Genomic DNA, 17,032 nt, shown 5'->3' with positions numbered 1-17,032 from the left:
AAGCGCAGCGTCATACCATTTTCAGCGGAATGCTCAGCCCTAGCATCAGCAGCAGCAGGCCGCCCGCGATGATACGGTAGATGCCGAAGGCCCGGAAGCCGTATTTCGTTACGAAGCCCACGAACACCCGAATGGCCAGCAGCGCCACCACAAACGCCGCCACGTTGCCCAGCGCCAGCAGCTTCACCTGCTCGGCCGTGAACAAGTCGGCCAGGCGCAGGCCCTGGGCGTGGGCGTCTTTATAGTAGTCGTAGAGGTCCTTGGCCGCCGCCGCCGCCATGGTGGGCATGGCTAGGAAAAAGGCAAACTCGGCCGCGGCCTGGCGGGTGAGCTTCTGGGTGAGGCCGCCGATGATGGTAGCCGCCGAACGGCTCACACCGGGCACCACGGCCAGGCACTGAAACACGCCGATGGTGAACGCCTGCCGCCAGCCTGGGTTCGTGACCGGGCGCCCGCCTGCGTTGGCGTCCTGCTGCGGAAACCAGCGGTCAATGAACAGCAACACCACCCCGCCAAACAGCAGCATGAACGCCACCACGGGCACCGATTCGAGCAGTGCGTCGATGTATTTCTTCAGCAGCAGCCCCACCACCACCACCGGCAGAAACGCCACCAGCAGCTTCAAATAGAAGTCCAGACTCTGAAAAAACCGCTTCCAGTACACCACCAGCACCGACAGGATGGCCCCCAGCTGAATGACCACCAGGTACAGCTTGGTGAACGGCGTGGCCGGGATGCCCAGCAGCGCCGAGGCAATAATCATGTGCCCGGTGCTGGACACGGGCAAGAACTCGGTGAGGCCCTCCACGATGGCCAGGAGCAGCGCGTGCCAGTAAGTCATTTTTAGTGATTAGGGGTTAGTGATGAGTGATGAGTGTTGGAGATTAATCACTTACCACTAATCAATCATCACTAATTTACAGGCGCTTGTAGGCGGGCGCGGCCACTGGGGCGGCGGCCGGGGCAGCGGCGGTGGCCGGGGTGGCTACCGGGGCGTCGGTGGTCGCCACCAGGGTTTGGTCGCGCACCAGAATGGCGGCAAACTCCACCCCAAAGCCGGCCAGCAGCAGCAGCGGGCCGAGCGTGATGCCCACGAAATCCTCGCCGTAATTTTCCTTGTCGCCGAACATCATGGTGATGAAGCCGGCCGCGAGCAGGCCCAGGCCGAGCCACATGAGGCGGTAATTGCGGGGCCCGAAGGCAAAACGGGGAGCAGGTTGCATAGGGTTTAGTTGTCAGTTTTTAGTTGTCAGTTGTTAGGTGTCGGTTTTTGGCGAAAAGTCAAGTTCAGTGGCCTGACAACTGACAACCAATAACTGACAACTAAATTAATACAGTTCGTCGAGCGACATTTTCAGGTACTTGTGCACGGCGCGGGCCGAGCTGAAGAAGCCGATGACCACGCCCAGGCCCACCACGGCCAGCAGCAGCAGGCCCAGCCGTAGGTCGTCGCGCAGCAGGCGCAGCGGCTCCACTTCCAGGTAGGCGTATTGCAGCAGCGCCACCAGCAGCAGGGCTGCCAGCACGCCGCTGGTGAGCCCTTGCCAGGTGGCCCGTCGCAAAAACGGCTGCTGGATAAAGAGCCGTGTGGCGCCCACCAGTTGCATGGAGCGGATAAGAAAGCGTTGCGAAAACAGCGCCAGCTTAATCGTATTGTTAATCAGGATGACCACCACCAGCACCAGCACCGCCGCGAAGCCCAGCAGCACGAGGCTCACCCGGGTCAGGTTTTCGTTGATGCTGCTGAACAGGCTCTGCGGGTACTGCACCTCGAACACGCCGCGCTGGGCGGCCAGGCCGCGCTCCAGCTGGCGCAGGTGCAGGGTGTCGGTGTAGCCGGGCTTGATTTTGAGCACGTAGGCGTCGCGCAGCGGGTTGTCGCCCAGGAACTGGCGGAAGTCCTCGCCGGTGCTTTGCAGGAGCTGGCGGGCGCCCTCTTCCTTGCTCACGAAGCGGATTTGGGGCTTGCCGGCCCGCTCGGCCACGCCGGGCTGCTGGCCCAGGTCCTGCTGCAGGCGCAGCAGCTCGGTTTCGGGCAGGTCGCGGTCGAGGTAGACCTGCACCTCCAGGTTTTCGCGCACCACCTCGCTCAGCTTCTGGGCGTGCAGCAGCAGCAGCCCAAACAAGCCAATCACCACCAAGGCCAGCGTGATGCTGAACACCACGAGCAGAGTGGGGTAGGAGCCAAGCTTTTTCTTGCGGGTGGGAGTGAGGGCCATATTCCGCAAAGGTAGTTTTTTTGGTGGGGAGGCGAAGGAGGCGGCGCGGTAGTGGGGTATTGGAGCGCGGGCGTAGCAGTTAAGATTATCATGCTTCGGCTGCGCGGACGCCAGATGGACAGGACCGTACTACCAAAGCCTTTCTGTTGTAATAATTCTAATGATTTGATTTTTTGTCGATTGTCATCCTGAGCCTGCGAAGGACCTTCTCAGGCCTGCTTCGTTTGCCCTGAATTCAGTCGGCGTGGGCGTGAGAAGGTCCTTCGCAGGCTCAGGATGACAAGTATTTTGGGTTGCTAAACAACCTCACTGTTCCCTCACCTCCTCACCCAAAAACTCTACAGATTAGTCCGCGGGTCCTCGTCCACGTTCAGCACTTCCTTGGTGTCGCGGGCTTTTTGGGTGTTGCGCTCCTTCTTCTTGGGGTTCTTGCGGCGGAACAGCTCCCCGAACGTGTTGAATTGCTCGGTGTGCAGCAGCGAGAGGCCGGCGCGGGGCTGGTTCACGGTTTCCAGGTCGCGCGGCGTGGTTTCGTAACGCAGTTTGGCGCGGAACTTACCGTCGGGCCGCAGGTAGTACTCCAAGCTCAGGTCGCCCAGCAGCGAAGCCTGGCCGGCGGTGTTGCCCGTGCCGGAGCCGTTGGTATTGCCCGCGCCCGGGGTGGTGCCGTTGATGAGGTTGGCGTTGCTGGTGAAGCCCCCCTCGCGGGTCACGCGCAGGCGGCCGTTGAGCAGCGAGTAGCTCAGGCGCACCTGCAGGGCCTGCAGCTGCTCGGCGCTGAGGCCGTTGATGTTGAAGTCAATTTCCAGGTTCTGGTCGATTTGCGAGGTGAGCAAACCTAGCTGGGTGCTCAAAATCTGGCCCAGGCTGTTCTGCACGGTGTTGTCCTGGCCGCGCAGGGAAATGGTGTTGCCAAAGGAGCCCAGCGGCGAGAGCTGCTTGAACACCAGCAGGCTGAACACCTGCCGGTTCAGCTCTTGCTCGTCGTTGCGCAGCGAGGTCGTGAAGCCCGCCAGCAGGCCCTGCAGCGCGCCCGGCGCGTCGTTGAACTCCAGCCCCAGCCGGATGGCCGGCAGCAGCAACGGCCCGGTCAGCGTCATCACGGCCGTGACGGGCACTACGGAGGCGGCGCTTCGGTCCCCGGGGAGCACGGGCGCCAGCGAGGTGCGCTGGGTGTACGTCGCCGTCACGTTCATTTCGCCGGCCAGCGGGTCGCCGTTCCAGGAAATGAGGCCGCCCGGCCGCACCACAAACTCCTTGTTTACTAACCCTTGCAGGGTGAAATTGTAGGCGCCGCGCACGATTTCCACCTGGCCGTACATGTTGAACTCGCCCCGCGTGTCGATGGCCATGCGCAGCTGCCCGGCCGCCGAGCCGCGAATGACGTCGCCGGTGCTTTCGTCGAGCAGGATTTCCAGGTAGGCCTCCGGCGTGATGGTCAGGTTCATGTTGAGCGTGAGGCCCGACAAGTCCACCTTGTCCGTAACCGCCACGGCTTTTTTGACGATGACCGTGTCGCCCACCGGGTTGTTGTTAACGAATTTGATGTAGCCCGCTTTCTGGGCCTTGGCGGCGTTGTCGAGCGGCAGCGACACGCGGGTGCCCGCCTCGCTGCTGGCCCGCACCGTAATGTTCAGGTCGTCGGTGGGCCCCGTCACGCGGGCCGTGCCTGTGGCGTAGGCCGTGCCGAAGTACAGGTCGTTGTCGCGGCGCGTGGTGCTGAGCACCTGCATCTTGCGGAAGCTGGCCGCAATGTCCAGGCTCATGTCCTTGAAGCCGCGGTGGCGCACGATGCCGTCCACGGTGCCGGTGTTGCCCAGCGCGTCGCGCAGGCGGATGTTGCGGAACTCAATGGAGCGGTTGGTGAAGCTGATGCGGTCCGAAAACGTGTAGGTCGTGCCCAGGTAGCCGAAGGTGAGGCGGCCGTTGCGCACGTCCACGTGCCCCAGCAGGTTGGGCGCCCCGAACAGGCCCGTGAGCCGCAGCTCGCCCCGGCCGGTGCCGCCCAGGTTCTTGAACAACGAGCCCAGAAACGGCTGGGCCAGCACAATGGGCGCGTCGTTGAGCGTGCCCGTCAGGTTGAACTGGTTGGTGGCGTCCTTCGGCGCCAGGTCGCCCAGCACCGTGAGCACCGACTGCCCGGCGCGGGCCACGTCGAGGTTCACGCGCAGCTTGCCGGCGGCGTTGTCCCAGTTGCCTTGCCCGGCCACCTGCCCAATCAGCGTGCCGTCGTAGCTCAGCGAATCCACGCCCAGGGTGCTCTCGATGGTGAGCGGGCCGTACACGCCGCTCACGGTGCCCTGCGCGTTCACGCGGCCGCCCAACTGCTGCCCGGTCAGGCTGTTGAGGGTGCCCAGCTCGAAATCTTTCACCTGGAGCTGCAGCGGCGGCTTGCTGGCATCGGCGGAGATGAAGCCCTGCGCCCCCACAAACTGCACGCCGTTGCTAAAGGTCAGGTTCTGAATGTCGAACTCGCGGCCGTAGTCGGAAATGCGCACCGCGTTGTCGGCCGCAATCGTCCAGTCTTTGTCCAGCAGGTGCAGGCCCGACTGGCGAAACACCACCTCCACCGCCCGCGGCAGGAACCCCAGCGAGCCGTTGATGGTGGCCTTGTTGGTAGTGCCCGTCTGGGCCAGGGCCGTGGAGAAGTTGATGCGCTGGTTGTCCCACACGCCTTCCACGAAAAACTTTTCGGTGCGCCCCAGCCCGGGCAGCACCTGCCGCTCGCTCGTGATGCTGGCCTGGGCCAGCACCTCGGGCTTGTAGGGCAGCTTCGAGGTCAGGAAGTCGAAGTCGTTGTTTATCGTCTGCACGGGGCCGTAGCGCAGGCTGTCGAGGTGGCCGCCGAGCTGCAAAATCGAGGTTTCACCGTTGCGGAACGAGCCGTCGATGCGGCTGCCGTTGGCCACTTGCAGCTCGGGCACGAACAAGGCCAGCACCGGGTTGGGCTTTTTCAAATTCAGCACCAAGTCTACCTGGTACACCGGCAGGGCCCGCTGGCGCTTCTGGCGGTAGTAGTTGGCGGTGGCCGTGGCGTTGCTCTCGAAGTTGAGCCGGTACTCGGTGAGCAGCGTCTGCACGTCGCGCACCACGTCGGAGGTGTTGAAGGTGCCGGCCAGGCGGGCGTCCACGGCTTCCGAGCGCACGGTCACGCGCCGCTCGTTGCGGCTGTTGCGGGTGCTCGTCGCGTCCAGGGTGTCGAGGCGCAGCTGGCGGCCGGCCAGCGTGAAGCGCGACCGGCGCAGGCGGGCGTAGCCGATGAGCGAGTCGAGCTGCACGCCCTTGAACTTGAGGACGGCCGTGGTGGCCACGGTCAGCGGCTGCTGGGTGAGGCCCAGGGCGCGCAGGTCGGCGTGGGCAACGGTCGTCTTCACGTCGATGTTTTCGTGCTGGCGCTCCAGGTCGACGCGGCCGTCGGCCACGAGGCGCACGGCGGGGTCGTTCACGCTCAGGTGGCCGTTGAAGTGCTGGGGCCGGAAGTCGCCGTCGAACCCGATGTTGCGGTAGCGGTGGCCCCGCAGCCAGATGGCGGGCACCGCGATGGTGGCCCGGCCCTGCGCCAGCCGCGGCTCGAAGCCCACCCCGGCCACGCGCCCGTTCAGGGTCACGTCCCGAACCACCGACTCGTCCCCAATGAACCGGCCCACCTGGAAGGCATTGCTGCGCACGGTGCCCGCGTACACCGCGTGCGTCAGGTCGGTTTTGGTCTTGAGGTTCACGTCGGTGGCCACGAAGCCCAGGGCGGTGTCGAACGAGGCGTTGGCCACGAAGTCGTTGTAGAAACCTAGCACCTGGCCCTGCAGCTGCACGCGGCCCAGGCGCTGCACCAGTTTGTTGGCCGAGGCCGGCAGCCACTTTTTCAAGTCGCTGGTGAGCACCACCGAGGGCAGCAAACGCAGGTCGACAAACGCCTCGCGAAAGTTGGGCAGGTTGTCCGCGTGGGCGCGCTTGGCCACGATGTGCGTGCCCCGTCCGTAGCGCACGTCCAGGTTGTTCACTTTGAAGTCGCGCACGTAGCCCGAAGCGTCGCCGGACAGGGTGACCGACTCGTGCAGCGTGGCCAGGTCGGGGGCAAACTTGGCGATGTCGTCGGTGTACACCCGCGCGCCGCGCAGCCGGGCGATGGTCCGCACCGAGTCGTTGTAGTCCGAAAAGTTGCCAAACTCCCGGAATTCAAACCGCAAATAATTCTTAATCTGACTGCGGCCCACGCGCAGGCTCAGGTCCCGGAATTCCCAGAAATGCCCGGCGCGGTAGCGCATGTCGGCCGAGATTTCGCGCAGCTGCGTGCCCGAGGGCGTCTCCACGGCGTGCAGCTGGCTGATGCGCAGGCCCAGGGTGTCGCCCAGCCGCACCCGCGAGATGTCGGCGTAGATGCTGTCCACCCGCAGGTGGTCGTAGTCGACGCTCTTGCCGTAGTTTTTGTCGCGCGGCTCGTCGGCTTTCTCGATGGCGAAGTGGCCGTTGCGCAGGGCCACGGCCGCAATCTGAAAATCGAACGGCGCCTTTTTAGTCGTGTCGGTGGACGGCCCCAGCAGCCGCCGCACCGCCGCCGTCAGCTGGCTGAAGGTGGTGGAGTCGGGCTGGCCCGGCAGGTTCTTCAGCGCAAACCGCGGCTCATTGAGCGTAAGCGTGCTGATGTGCAGGTGCCGCGGGTCAAACACCGAGAACAGGGCAATGTTGGCGTCGGCCCGCCCGATGCTCAGCAGCTCGCCGCCGCGCCGGTCCAGCACCCGCACCCCATCCAGCAGCACCCGCGTGAAGGGCCGCACGTCTACCCGCCCGATGATGACCCGCTGGCCCAGCTTTTCCGTGAGCACGTCGGCCGCCCTGTGGGCCAGCCGGGTCTGCACGCTCGGCACCCGCAGGGCCACCAGCGCCGCCACCACGGCCAGCACCGCCAGCAGCCCGAGGCCCAGCAGCACTTTCAGCACAATGGAGAAAAAACGACGCACCAGAGCAGGAGATGTGAGCAGGAAACGCGGGTGAATCCGCAAAGTTGCGGTTTTTTAGCCGTTACCGGCAACCGCAGGTCGGCGTAGCCAAGCATCAAGCCAAGGGAACGGCCACGGGTAAGCGGGGGTTCAACTCCTTTATGCCCTGGCCCGGCGGGGCAGCCGGCCAGTTCCCGGGGGTGTTTCGACCCCCGGCACTGGCCCAGCCGCCCGGCTCGCCGCGTTTCCGTGGCCGGCGCCCCGGCTCGCGCCACTACCTTTGAGGCTTGGTAACGCAGCGGGTTTAAGCGGCTCGGCCGGGCCGCACGTGCCCGGCACCGCGGCCGGAGCGCCCCGCCTAACCATTGTCCGCCCATGCCCGCCCACCCCATCATCCTTGCCATTGAATCTTCGTGCGACGACACCGGCGCGGCCGTGCTGGCCGGCGGCCAGTTGCTGAGCAACGTGGTGGCCACCCAAAAAGTACACGAGCAGTACGGCGGCGTGGTGCCCGAGCTGGCTTCGCGCGCCCACCAGCAGCACCTGTTGCCCGTCGTCACGGCGGCGCTCAAAGAAGCTGGCCTCACCAAAGCCGACCTCGACGCGGTGGCCGTGACCCAAGGGCCGGGCTTGCTGGGCTCCTTGCTAGTGGGCGGCATGTTTGCCAAAACCCTGGCCCTGGCTTTGGGGAAGCCGCTGCTGGCCGTCAACCACATGCGCGCCCACGTCCTGGCCCATTTCCTGCGCGACCCCAAGCCCGCGTTTCCGTTTCTCTGCCTCACCGTGAGCGGCGGCCACACCCAGTTGGTGGTGGTGAAGTCGGCCATGGCCATGGAGGTAATGGGCCAGACCATCGACGACGCCGCCGGCGAGGCTTTTGATAAAACCGCCAAGCTGCTCGACCTGCCGTACCCCGGCGGCCCGCACCTCGACCGGCTGGCCCGGGCGGGCAACCCGCTGCGCTTCGTTTTCCCGGTGGGCGCCATGCCGGGCTACGACTTCTCCTTCAGCGGCCTGAAAACGGCGGTGCTCTACTTTCTGAAAAAAGAAACCGCCGCCCGCCCCGATTTTGTGGCCGAGAACCTGGCCGACCTCTGCGCCAGCATCCAGCACACCATCGTGGCCACGCTGTTGCGCCAGCTTCGCCGCGCCGCCGCCGACACCGGCCTCACCCAAGTGGCCCTGGCCGGCGGCGTGGCCGCCAACTCCGGCCTGCGCGCCGCCCTCGAAGCCGAAGCCGGGGCCCAGGGCTGGCAGGTGTTCATCCCGGACTTCGCCTTTTGCACCGACAACGCCGCCATGGTGGCCATGACCGCGCATTTCCAGTACGAAGCCGGCGACTTCGCCACCCAGCTCACCAGCCCCGACCCGCGCCTGAAGCTGACGTAGGGCAGGAGCTGCCGCCGCAACCAACAACCGGTTGCGGGCGACGAACGGCCGTTTCGGGCCGCTGCGGCGGGAATTTGAGGCCGGTTCGGTTGTCTGCCGACTCAAAACGCACTTGCGGGGTCATTTGCCCGCCGTCGCTAATGGTTGGGATTCTCTTTGCGTTTCTCAATACGCAACGAACCCATGACCCACAACCTTAGCTTTGCTCCCGGCGCTTCCCCCGCACGTAATCGGGCCCTGGGCTCAACCGTCTTTCTGGTGCTGGCCGCCCCGCTGGCGTATGCCCAGGCCACGGTATTCGAGCCCGGCGTGATTTCGCGCGGCCAAAATTTTGGCTTTACGCTCGCGCCCAACGGGCAGCACGCCTACTTCGTGCGGGCCACGCCCAAGCGCGACACCCTTGTGCTGCTCGAATCGACCCGCCGGGGCGGGCGCTGGCAGCTGCCCACGCCCGTGCCGCTGGGCCTTCCCGCCCGTGTGCGCAACATCGACCCCTTCGCGACGGCCGACGGCCGACGGCTCATTTTCAACTCGACGCACCACCCCGGCGACAGCACTCGCACCGACTTCAACGTGTGGGCCGTGGACCTGGACCCGCGCGGCGCGGTGGCCGGCCGGTCTTACCCGCTGGGCGGTGCGGGCGTGAATTCGCCCGCTTCCGACTTCTACGCCACCCAGGCCACCAACGGCAACCTGTACTTTGCCTCCGACCGGCCCGGCGGCGCCGGCAAAATCGACGTGTACCGGGCCCGCCTCAGTCAGGGGGCCTACGAGGCGCCGGTCAACCTCGGGCCGCCCATCAACACCGCCGAGTCGGACTCCAATCCCTACGTCGCTCCCGACGAGTCGTACCTGCTGTTCTTCGCCGACCGGCCCGGCGGCTTCGGCGACGTGGACCTGTACCTGAGCCGCCGCCGGCCCGGCGACCAGTGGTCGGAGCCCGTCAATCTGGGGCCGGAGGTGAACACGCCGGACGGGGAGTTCTGCCCCTTTGTCGACCAACGCACCCAGACGCTGTACTTTGCCCGCAACATCCGCAAAGACGGTCAGCTTGTGCGCGAAGACATTTATTCCATCCCGCTGAACCAGTTGAAAGTTAAGCTGTAGGGGCGCAGGCCACCGCCAGTTGCCGCAGGGCCGCGGCGCGGTAGAGCCGGCCGAGCGGCAGCCGGGTTCCGCCCACCGTGACGGCCGTGCGGCCGTGGGCCTCAACGTGCGCCAGGTTCACCAAAAACGAGCGGTGGATGCGGCAGAAGCGGTTCGGCAGCAGCTGCTCGGCCAGGGCTCCGAGGCCTTGCTTGACTAATAGACTGCGCGCCCGGGTCACGAGCCGGACGTAGTCTTTGCGGCTCTCGGCGTAAAGCAGCTCGTCGAGGGGCACCTTCACCAGCTGGCGGCCGAGGTGGACGAACAGGTGCGTAGCCGGGGCCGGCTCGGGTGCCGGGGCGGGCGGGGCGGGCCGCGGCAGCTTGGCGACAGCCCGCGCAAACCGCTCGAATGCAATCGGCTTGACGAGGTAATCCACGGCGTCTAGTTCGAAGCCGTCGGCGGCAAATTCGCGGTGGGCAGTGGTGAAGATGACCGACGGCGGGTTTTTCAAGGCCTTCACAAAGTCCAGCCCCGAGAGCCGGGGCAGGTTGATGTCGAGAAACAGCACGTCGATTTTCTGCCGGTGCAACAGCTCAAAAGCTTCGATAGCGTGGCGGGCCGTGGCCGCCAGTTCCAGGCCGGGCGCGGCGGCAATAAACCGTTCGAGCACGCGGATGGCCAGCGGTTCGTCGTCCACGACCAGGCAGCGCAACGCGGGGGCCGTCGCGGCGGGCAGGGCAGCAGTCGTCATAGCGGAATGCGTAAATCAGCGGTGAATACGTCGTCGGGGCCCCGTTGCGCAGCGAGGTCGGCGGCCGGGCCGTAGAGCAACGCCAGTTGCTGCCGGAGGTTGCGCAGGCCCAGGCCGCCGGCCGCCGCGGTGCTTGGGCGGGTGGGCGTGCCCGGCGGCGGGCAGGGGTTGCGCACGGCCAGGCGCAGGCAGTCGGAACTTACGTCCACGTCGATGCGGAGCCAGGTGCGTGCTTCCAGCGCCTCGCTGGCGCCGTGCTTAAAGGCGTTTTCGACCAGCGGCAGCAGCAGCAAGGGCGGTACCTGCTGGCCGTTGATGGCCCCGCGCACGGCAAACGTCAGGTCGAGCCGGTCGCCGTAGCGCAGGCGCTCCAGCGCCAGGTAGTTTTTCAGCAGCCGGATTTCGGCCGCCAGGGGCACCCGGGGCCGGTGGCTTTCGTAGAGCACGTAGCCCAGCACGTCGCTCAGCTTTAGTATCATCTCCGCGGCAGCGTCGGCTTTGCCCAGCGTTTCGGCGTAGAGGTTGTTGAGGGTGTTGAACAGAAAATGGGGCTGCAGCTGGGCCTTGAGCACCTGCAGCTCGGCCGCCGTCCGGGTCTGCTCGGCCTGCTGCCGCGCGGCCTGGGTCAGAAACCAACTCTTGCTCAGCTTCACCACCAGGCCCAGCACCACGGCAAAGCTGATGCGCGACAAGGCGTGGATGCTCCCAAAGGCCAGCGTGGGCGGCGCGGCGTCGTAACCAATCAGGGCCTGGAACGGGTAAATCACGTACCGGGTCAGCCCGTAGCCGGCCAGGCCCGTGGCCGCCACCGCGCCCGCCAGCACCAGCGTGGGCCCGCCCCGAAACAGCCGCGGCAGGTAGTAATACAGCAGCGGATACAGCAACAGGACGGTTAGCAACGTGCGCCCGGCGGCGTCGAGCAAACCCAGCCGGACATAGTCGTAGTCGCTCACCCGGGCCCCCGGGCCGCGGCCGAACGTGACCAGGGTGACGAAAAAATACACGAACAGCGCGGCCAGCAGCGCGCCGTGCCGCCACCAGCGCCAGGCCGGCTGATTGGAAAAAACAAATGACGGCTCCATCCGAATAGTACGGGCACACCCCTAACCCAGCGGTCTGCTGCGTCCAAGGTAGGGCCCGGGGCGGCTTGGAGCCCACTTTGTTCACTGCTCATGGCCAACCTCTTTCGCCCCGGCGCTGTCACAATCCCCTGCTACATGGTCGGCCCCGCCGACCGGGCCGACTTCAGCCCCGCCGCCGGTGGCCCGGTGCATAAAGTCCTCAGCACCTTTGCCCTGGGTTGCGAGATGGAGTGGGCCGCCCGTCTATTTGTGCCCGAGATGAAAGGAGCCGACGGGGTAGGCGTCGGCACCGAGCTGTTCATCTGGCACCACGCGCCCGCTTTTGCCAGCGAAACCGTAGTGGTGACGGTTACCTTTGACGCCCTCCACGGCGCAAATTTGTGCTGCGCCGTAGAAGCCCGCGTGGGGCCGCGTCTCGTGGCTACCGGCACCACGGGGCAGCACATCGGGGCCCGCGCCCGCCGGGCGGCCCATTTCGCCGCCCTGCAAGCCGCGGCCCCCGCACCTTCTGGTCCGTACCACTTCCTTGGCCTGGCCGACAACTGACAACGAGCAACTGACAACTATGTAAGCATGGCCAAAGACGATAAACCCGCCATCATCAACATCAAGAACCGCCGCGCCAGCCACGAATACAGCTTCCTGGCCAAGTACGACGCGGGCGTGATGCTGCAAGGCACCGAAATCAAAAGCGTGCGCGAAGGCAACGTGAACCTGACCGACGGCTACTGCCTGTTCCACACCGACGGCAGCCTCTGGATTCACTCCATCCGCATCGCGCCCTACTCGCTGGGCACTTACAACAATCACGACGCCATGCGCGAGCGCAAGCTCCTGCTCAACAAGCGCGAGCTCAAGCAGCTGGCCGGCAAAAGCGTCGACCAGGGCCTCACCATCATCCCCCTGCGCCTGTTCGTGACCGACCGCGGCTTCGCCAAAATCGAAATTGCCCTCGCTCAGGGCAAAAAGCTCTACGACAAGCGCAACGACCTCAAAGAAAAAGCCCAGAAGCGCGACATGGAAAGAATGTAGCCCGCTTGTCATTGCGAGCGCAGCGCGGCAATCCTTCCTTATAAAGGTGACAATCCTGATAATGTGACGAGCCATGACCCTACGCAGTCTCAGCGCTTGTTTTAAAAATTAGAAGGGGTTGCCAGATAAAGGGTTTATCACGTCTTAAAGGGAAAATGGCTAAGCAAAGAAGGATTGCCGCGCTGCGCTCGCAATGACAGGCGGCGCCGTTCTTTGCCCCAGCACATCACCTAATCAGCACATCAATTTGAATCCCGGCATCTGCGCGCTGAGCGCCGTCCCCGTCCGCGCCGAGCCCAACGACCGGGCCGAGCTGGTTACCCAACTGCTCTTCGGCGAGTGCTACCAGATTTTGCTCACGCAAGACCATTGGCTGCAGGTGCAGCTCGCCGCTGACGGCTACGTGGGCTGGGTCGATTTTAAGCAGCATACGCCGGTTTCGGCCGGCTACTACGCCGAGTGGTGCGCCCAGGACCACCCCCGCGCCCTCGACGTGGTGCAGGCCGTGAGCGACGCGACCACCAAAATCCCGCTCACCCTGGGCTGCCGCCTGCCGTTTTTCGACGGCATGAACGTGCGCGTGGGCGAGCGCAGCTACTTCTTCAACGGCGCGGCCACCAACCCCGCCGCCGCGCCCGACGCCGCCCGCCAGGCCGCCCTGCTGCGCAAAACGGCTCTCATGTACCTGAAAGCGCCCTACGTGTGGGGCGGCAAAAGTGTCTTCGGCCTCGATTGTTCCGGCCTGGCCCAGCAGCTTTACGGCCTGGTGGGCATTCAGCTCCCGCGGGATGCCCGCCAGCAGATTGACCACGGCCGCCCCGTGCATTTCGTGGCCCAGGCCCGGCCCGGCGACCTTGCCTTTTTCGACAACGCCGAGGGCCGCATCGTGCACGTGGGCATGGTGCTGGACGAAGGCCAAATCCTGCACGCCCACGGCGAAGTGCGTCTCGACCCGCTCGACCACAACGGCATCTTCAACCGCGACCGGCAGCGTTACTCCCACAAGCTGCGCTTGCTCAAGCGCCTGCTGCCGGAATAGGGAAGACATCTGGCGGATACCAAGCCGTGATGTCGAGCGCAGCCGAGACATCTCGCTTGGGCAAGTAATCAAAAAAGTGGAACGACGCGGGCGAGATGTCTCGGCTGCGCTCGACATGACGTGCTGTTTATCGACCGCTAGCTACTGAACTTAACCCCCCAGGGCTTGTTTATGCGGCGGGAAACCGCTAGCTTTCGGCGGGTTATCCGAGCCCCCCCATCGTGTATGGACCAAAAAGTATTAGTGCTGAATGGCGACTATACCGCCATCACCCTGTGCAGTGTGCAAAAAGCATTTGTGCTTCTGTTCCTCGACAAAGCGGAAATGGTGGCCAAGTCGGAGCACGGCACGCTGCGCACCGTCTCGCACGCCTACCCCAAGCCCAGCATCATCCGCTTGCAACGCTACGTGCGCGTGCCCTATAAAGGTATTGCCCTCAGCCGCCACAACATCTTCAAGCGCGACCATTTTGAGTGCCAGTACTGCGGCTCGACTAAAAACCTGACGCTGGACCACGTGGTGCCCCGCTCCCGCGGCGGCGAGTCGAGCTGGACCAACCTGCTCACGGCCTGCGCCCGCTGCAACCACGCCAAGGGCCACCACACCCCCAACGAGGCCGGCCTCACCATCCGACAGCAGCCCAAAAAGCCCACGCTGGCCGGGTTTCTCAAGCTTTCGGCGGGCACCATCGACCAGAACTGGCACGCGTATCTAAACTAAGTGGGGGACTAAGGCGTTGGAGCAGGGTACCTTTGTCGCTCCCCTTCAAAACCCGCCCATGGCCTTACCCAAGTTTGCCGCTACCCGCTCGTTTCACACCGAGCTCAAAACCCGCATCAATCAGTATTTTGAGGAATCGGGCCAGCCGATGACCGGCAACTTCAGCCTCTTGTTCAAGGCCGTGTTACTGGTGAGCATCATGGCGGCCCTGTACGTGCATTTGGTGTTTTTCACGCCGGCCACGGGTTGGGCTTTGTTGGAGTGTGCTTTGTTGGGCTGCACCATTGCCGCCATTGGCTTCAACGTGATGCACGACGGCGCCCACGGTAGCTTCTCGCAGTTTTCCTGGGTGAACCGGATGGCCGCTTACACCCTGGGCGTGCTCGGCGGCAGCCCCTACATGTGGAACTCCAAGCACAACCTCATCCACCACACCTATACCAACATCGAAGGCCACGACGACGACATCAACATCCAGCCCTGGATGCGCATGACGCCCGACCAGCCCAAGCACCCGCTGCACCGCTATCAGCACTTCTACTTCTGGATGCTCTACTGCATGCTCTACACGTCCTGGATTTTTGCCATGGACTACCAGAAGTACTTCACCCGCCAAATCGGGGCCATCGACCTCAAGCCCATGAACGTGGGCGAGCACGTGAGCTTCTGGGCGTTTAAAGTGCTGAATCTGGCCCTCTACGTGGCGCTGCCCATCTACATGGTCGGCCTCCTGCCCTGGTTCGCCGGCTTCATGTTGAGCACGGCCGTGGCCGGCTTGGTGCTGAGCATGGTGTTCCAGCTTGCTCACACCGTGGAAGACGCCGCGTTCCCCGTGCCCCACGCCACCACCGGCAAGCTCGAAGACGAGTGGGCCATCCACCAGGTGCGCACCACCGCCAACTTTGCCACTGACAACAAAGTGGTGAGCTGGCTTGTGGGCGGCCTCAACTTCCAGATTGAGCATCACCTGTTCCCCAAGATTTCGCACGTGCACTACCCCGCCATCAGCAAGATTGTGCAGCAGGTCTGCGACGAGTTCGACGTGAAATACAACAACTACGCCCGCACCCGCTCGGCCATTGCCTCGCACGTGGGCTTCCTGCGCCAGATGGGCCGCGCCGCATAACGAGCTGCCCCCCCAACCGAAAAGCCCCGGCGCAGTTGCGTCGGGGCTTTTTGTTGCATTTACGCGATGGTTGGACCGTCTTGCCGAGCTTATCCAAGCATGACGGTCCCACCGTACCATATATTATCGGCCGGCAAACGCCAGCAAGTCCGCCGTCAGTTGGTCTTTGTCGGTGAAGAACAAGCCGTGGGGTGCGCCCTTGTATACCTTCAATTCGGCGTGCGGTATCATTTTCGCCGTTAGTTCGCCGCTGACCTCGAACGGCACCGTAGCGTCCTTGTCGCCGTGAATGACCAGCGTCGGCACCTTCACGCCCTGCAGGTCGGCCCGGAAATCGGTGGCGCTGAACGCCGTCACGCAGTCGCGGGTGGCGTTGGGCGCCGCCAGGCCGGCCACGGTAAACGTCCAATCCAGCACGCCCTGGCTCACGGGGTGGCTAATCATGCCCACGCCGTAGAAGCTTTTCGAGAAACCCTGCAAAAAGTCGAACCGGTCTTTTATGATGCCTTCCTGCATGCCGTCGAACACCGACTGGGGCACGCCGTTGGGGTTGCTGTCCGTCTGGAGCAGGAACGGCGGCACGGCGCTGACGAAGGCCACGCGGGCAATGCGGGCGTCGCCGTAAGTGCCCAGGTAGCGGGCTATTTCGCCGCCGCCCATCGAGAAGCCCGCCAGCGTCACGTTGTTCAGGTCCAGCTCTTCGAGCAGCGCGTTGAGGTCCGCCGCAAAGGTGTCGTAATCGTAGCCCGTCCAGGGCCGCGAGGAGCGGCCGAAACCGCGCCGGTCGTAGGCGATAACGCGCAAGCCGCCCTTGGCCAACCCAATGGCCTGGTGCTCCCACATGGTGTGGTCCAGCGGCCAGCCGTGGATGAGCACCACCGGGTTGCCCTGCCCCCAGTCCTCGTAGAAAATGTTGACCGGATTGCCGGCGGTGTCGTTGCCTGCTTTGATGTAAGCCATGCGAAAGAGAAGTTATTGGTGAATTGACCTCCCACTTTACTGCATGACACTGGGCTAGGTTGCGCCTCGTACTGTTAAGATTGCGGTTTGCGATAATAAGCGAGTAGGTTGCGACAATCAGTACTGAAACAGCTCGAGGAGACGGGCACATACTTCCTGGGCAGTCGCCGCCGAAAGCACCCCCAGTCTGCGCACCAGCCGCGACTTATCAACCGACCGAATGTGGTCCAGCGCCACCTGCCCGACCTTGCCCTGGAACTGGCAATCTACTCGTGACGGGTAGCTGCGCGCCGTGCCCGTCAGCGCTGCCACCGTGACCGTGCGCAGATACCGGTTCAACTCATCGGGCGAAATAACCACGCACGGCCGCGTCTTATTAATTTCGCTGCCTTGGGTCGGGTCCAGATTCACCAGCCACACTTCGAAACGCTGGGGTGTGGCTACCACTGCCACTCCGTTTCCTCAAAGGCCGCGTCCGAAAATCCTTCCAGCAGCTCGCCCTCCGGCGCTTGCCCAGCCGCCAGAGCGGTTTGCATCTGGGCATCCCAACCCTGCCGGGCGAGGCTAGCTATTGGCTTAATGAGCAAGCCCTCGGGCGTGGGGTGCAACTCCACTTCGCCGTTGAGGCGGTATTGTTGCAAAAGCTTCTTGGGCAAAACGATTCCCTGGGAGTTTCCTATGCGAATAAGGC

At 64.3% G+C, this 17,032-nt stretch carries 16 protein-coding genes; 7 read left to right on the top strand and 9 right to left on the bottom strand.

The window, feature by feature from the left end; all coding sequences use genetic code 11:
• Window positions 1–10: 10 nt before the first annotated feature.
• From RMO51_RS07930 to RMO51_RS07915, 4 genes are all read right to left on the bottom strand, one after another.
• Window positions 11–841, bottom strand: coding sequence for an undecaprenyl-diphosphate phosphatase (locus tag RMO51_RS07930; RefSeq protein WP_310393596.1), 831 nt, complete (start codon window positions 839–841; stop codon window positions 11–13).
• 76 nt (window positions 842–917) lie between these two features.
• Window positions 918–1,223, bottom strand: a complete 306-nt coding sequence (locus RMO51_RS07925) for a DUF3098 domain-containing protein (RefSeq protein ID WP_310393595.1) — start codon at window positions 1,221–1,223, stop codon at window positions 918–920.
• Window positions 1,224–1,328: 105 nt separating this feature from the next.
• A complete protein-coding gene (locus RMO51_RS07920; protein ID WP_310393593.1) occupies window positions 1,329–2,219 on the bottom strand; it encodes a permease-like cell division protein FtsX in 891 nt (296 codons plus the stop codon).
• Between the two features lie 338 nt (window positions 2,220–2,557).
• On the bottom strand, window positions 2,558–7,174 hold the full coding sequence (locus RMO51_RS07915) for a translocation/assembly module TamB domain-containing protein (protein ID WP_310393591.1): 4,617 nt from the start codon (window positions 7,172–7,174) through the stop codon (window positions 2,558–2,560).
• Window positions 7,175–7,528: 354 nt separating this feature from the next.
• Here RMO51_RS07915 and tsaD point away from each other — a divergent pair, with 354 nt between their 5' ends.
• A complete protein-coding gene (gene tsaD, locus RMO51_RS07910) occupies window positions 7,529–8,542 on the top strand; it encodes a tRNA (adenosine(37)-N6)-threonylcarbamoyltransferase complex transferase subunit TsaD (RefSeq protein WP_310393589.1) in 1,014 nt (337 codons plus the stop codon).
• A gap of 183 nt (window positions 8,543–8,725) precedes the next feature.
• Window positions 8,726–9,649 (top strand): hypothetical protein, encoded by a 924-nt coding sequence (locus RMO51_RS07905; RefSeq protein ID WP_310393587.1) that lies wholly within the window; start codon window positions 8,726–8,728, stop codon window positions 9,647–9,649.
• Here the strand turns inward: RMO51_RS07905 and RMO51_RS07900 are convergent.
• Window positions 9,639–10,382 (bottom strand): LytTR family DNA-binding domain-containing protein, encoded by a 744-nt coding sequence (locus tag RMO51_RS07900; RefSeq protein WP_310393585.1) that lies wholly within the window; start codon window positions 10,380–10,382, stop codon window positions 9,639–9,641. The genes RMO51_RS07905 and RMO51_RS07900 overlap by 11 nt on opposite strands.
• Entirely contained in the window at window positions 10,379–11,464 is a 1,086-nt protein-coding gene (locus tag RMO51_RS07895; protein ID WP_310393583.1) for a sensor histidine kinase, read from the bottom strand. Before RMO51_RS07895 ends, RMO51_RS07900 begins: the two co-directional genes overlap by 4 nt.
• 90 nt (window positions 11,465–11,554) lie before the next feature.
• Between RMO51_RS07895 and RMO51_RS07890 the strand changes: the two genes are divergently transcribed.
• The 5 genes from RMO51_RS07890 (at window position 11,555) to RMO51_RS07870 (ending at window position 15,381) form a co-directional block, all read left to right on the top strand.
• Window positions 11,555–12,010: a thioesterase, FlK family gene (locus RMO51_RS07890; RefSeq protein ID WP_310393582.1), complete on the top strand. Its 456-nt coding sequence runs from the start codon at window positions 11,555–11,557 to the stop codon at window positions 12,008–12,010.
• A 27-nt stretch (window positions 12,011–12,037) separates the two neighbouring features.
• Window positions 12,038–12,496, top strand: coding sequence for an SsrA-binding protein SmpB (gene smpB, locus RMO51_RS07885; RefSeq protein ID WP_310393580.1), 459 nt, complete (start codon window positions 12,038–12,040; stop codon window positions 12,494–12,496).
• A gap of 247 nt (window positions 12,497–12,743) precedes the next feature.
• Complete coding sequence (locus RMO51_RS07880) at window positions 12,744–13,535, top strand: C40 family peptidase (protein WP_310393579.1); 792 nt, start codon at window positions 12,744–12,746, stop codon at window positions 13,533–13,535.
• Between the two features lie 225 nt (window positions 13,536–13,760).
• Window positions 13,761–14,255 carry an HNH endonuclease gene (locus tag RMO51_RS07875; RefSeq protein WP_310393578.1) on the top strand — a complete coding sequence of 165 codons (495 nt, stop codon included), beginning with the start codon at window positions 13,761–13,763 and terminating at the stop codon, window positions 14,253–14,255.
• A 58-nt stretch (window positions 14,256–14,313) separates the two neighbouring features.
• The gene (locus RMO51_RS07870; RefSeq protein WP_310393576.1) at window positions 14,314–15,381 is read left to right on the top strand and encodes an acyl-CoA desaturase; all 1,068 of its coding nucleotides are present in this window, start codon (window positions 14,314–14,316) and stop codon (window positions 15,379–15,381) included.
• Between the two features lie 123 nt (window positions 15,382–15,504).
• Here the strand turns inward: RMO51_RS07870 and RMO51_RS07865 are convergent, their stop codons facing one another.
• From RMO51_RS07865 to RMO51_RS07855, 3 genes are all read right to left on the bottom strand, one after another.
• Window positions 15,505–16,341: an alpha/beta hydrolase gene (locus RMO51_RS07865; protein ID WP_310393575.1), complete on the bottom strand. Its 837-nt coding sequence runs from the start codon at window positions 16,339–16,341 to the stop codon at window positions 15,505–15,507.
• A 117-nt stretch (window positions 16,342–16,458) separates the two neighbouring features.
• The gene (locus RMO51_RS07860; protein WP_409025035.1) at window positions 16,459–16,788 is read right to left on the bottom strand and encodes a type II toxin-antitoxin system PemK/MazF family toxin; all 330 of its coding nucleotides are present in this window, start codon (window positions 16,786–16,788) and stop codon (window positions 16,459–16,461) included.
• On the bottom strand, window positions 16,782–16,982 hold the full coding sequence (locus RMO51_RS07855; protein WP_409025034.1) for a hypothetical protein: 201 nt from the start codon (window positions 16,980–16,982) through the stop codon (window positions 16,782–16,784). The genes RMO51_RS07860 and RMO51_RS07855 overlap by 7 nt, the downstream gene beginning before the upstream one ends.
• Between the last annotated feature and the right edge of the window lie 50 nt (window positions 16,983–17,032).

The organism is Hymenobacter sp., from assembly GCF_031398885.1.
Taxonomy (GTDB): Bacteria; Bacteroidota; Bacteroidia; order Cytophagales; family Hymenobacteraceae; genus Hymenobacter.
This window is presented reverse-complemented; position numbering and strand designations above follow the sequence as displayed.

What these genes read in the sequence shown, in the direction of transcription:
- RMO51_RS07930 (WP_310393596.1), bottom strand. Translation starts at nt 841, where the DNA reads ATGACTTACTGGCACGCGCTGCTCCTGGCCATCGTGGAGGGCCTCACC.
- RMO51_RS07925 (WP_310393595.1), bottom strand. Translation starts at nt 1,223, where the DNA reads ATGCAACCTGCTCCCCGTTTTGCCTTCGGGCCCCGCAATTACCGCCTC.
- RMO51_RS07920 (WP_310393593.1), bottom strand. Translation starts at nt 2,219, where the DNA reads ATGGCCCTCACTCCCACCCGCAAGAAAAAGCTTGGCTCCTACCCCACT.
- tsaD (WP_310393589.1), top strand. Translation starts at nt 7,529, where the DNA reads ATGCCCGCCCACCCCATCATCCTTGCCATTGAATCTTCGTGCGACGAC.
- RMO51_RS07905 (WP_310393587.1), top strand. Translation starts at nt 8,726, where the DNA reads ATGACCCACAACCTTAGCTTTGCTCCCGGCGCTTCCCCCGCACGTAAT.
- RMO51_RS07900 (WP_310393585.1), bottom strand. Translation starts at nt 10,382, where the DNA reads ATGACGACTGCTGCCCTGCCCGCCGCGACGGCCCCCGCGTTGCGCTGC.
- RMO51_RS07895 (WP_310393583.1), bottom strand. Translation starts at nt 11,464, where the DNA reads ATGGAGCCGTCATTTGTTTTTTCCAATCAGCCGGCCTGGCGCTGGTGG.
- RMO51_RS07890 (WP_310393582.1), top strand. Translation starts at nt 11,555, where the DNA reads ATGGCCAACCTCTTTCGCCCCGGCGCTGTCACAATCCCCTGCTACATG.
- smpB (WP_310393580.1), top strand. Translation starts at nt 12,038, where the DNA reads ATGGCCAAAGACGATAAACCCGCCATCATCAACATCAAGAACCGCCGC.
- RMO51_RS07875 (WP_310393578.1), top strand. Translation starts at nt 13,761, where the DNA reads ATGGACCAAAAAGTATTAGTGCTGAATGGCGACTATACCGCCATCACC.
- RMO51_RS07870 (WP_310393576.1), top strand. Translation starts at nt 14,314, where the DNA reads ATGGCCTTACCCAAGTTTGCCGCTACCCGCTCGTTTCACACCGAGCTC.
- RMO51_RS07865 (WP_310393575.1), bottom strand. Translation starts at nt 16,341, where the DNA reads ATGGCTTACATCAAAGCAGGCAACGACACCGCCGGCAATCCGGTCAAC.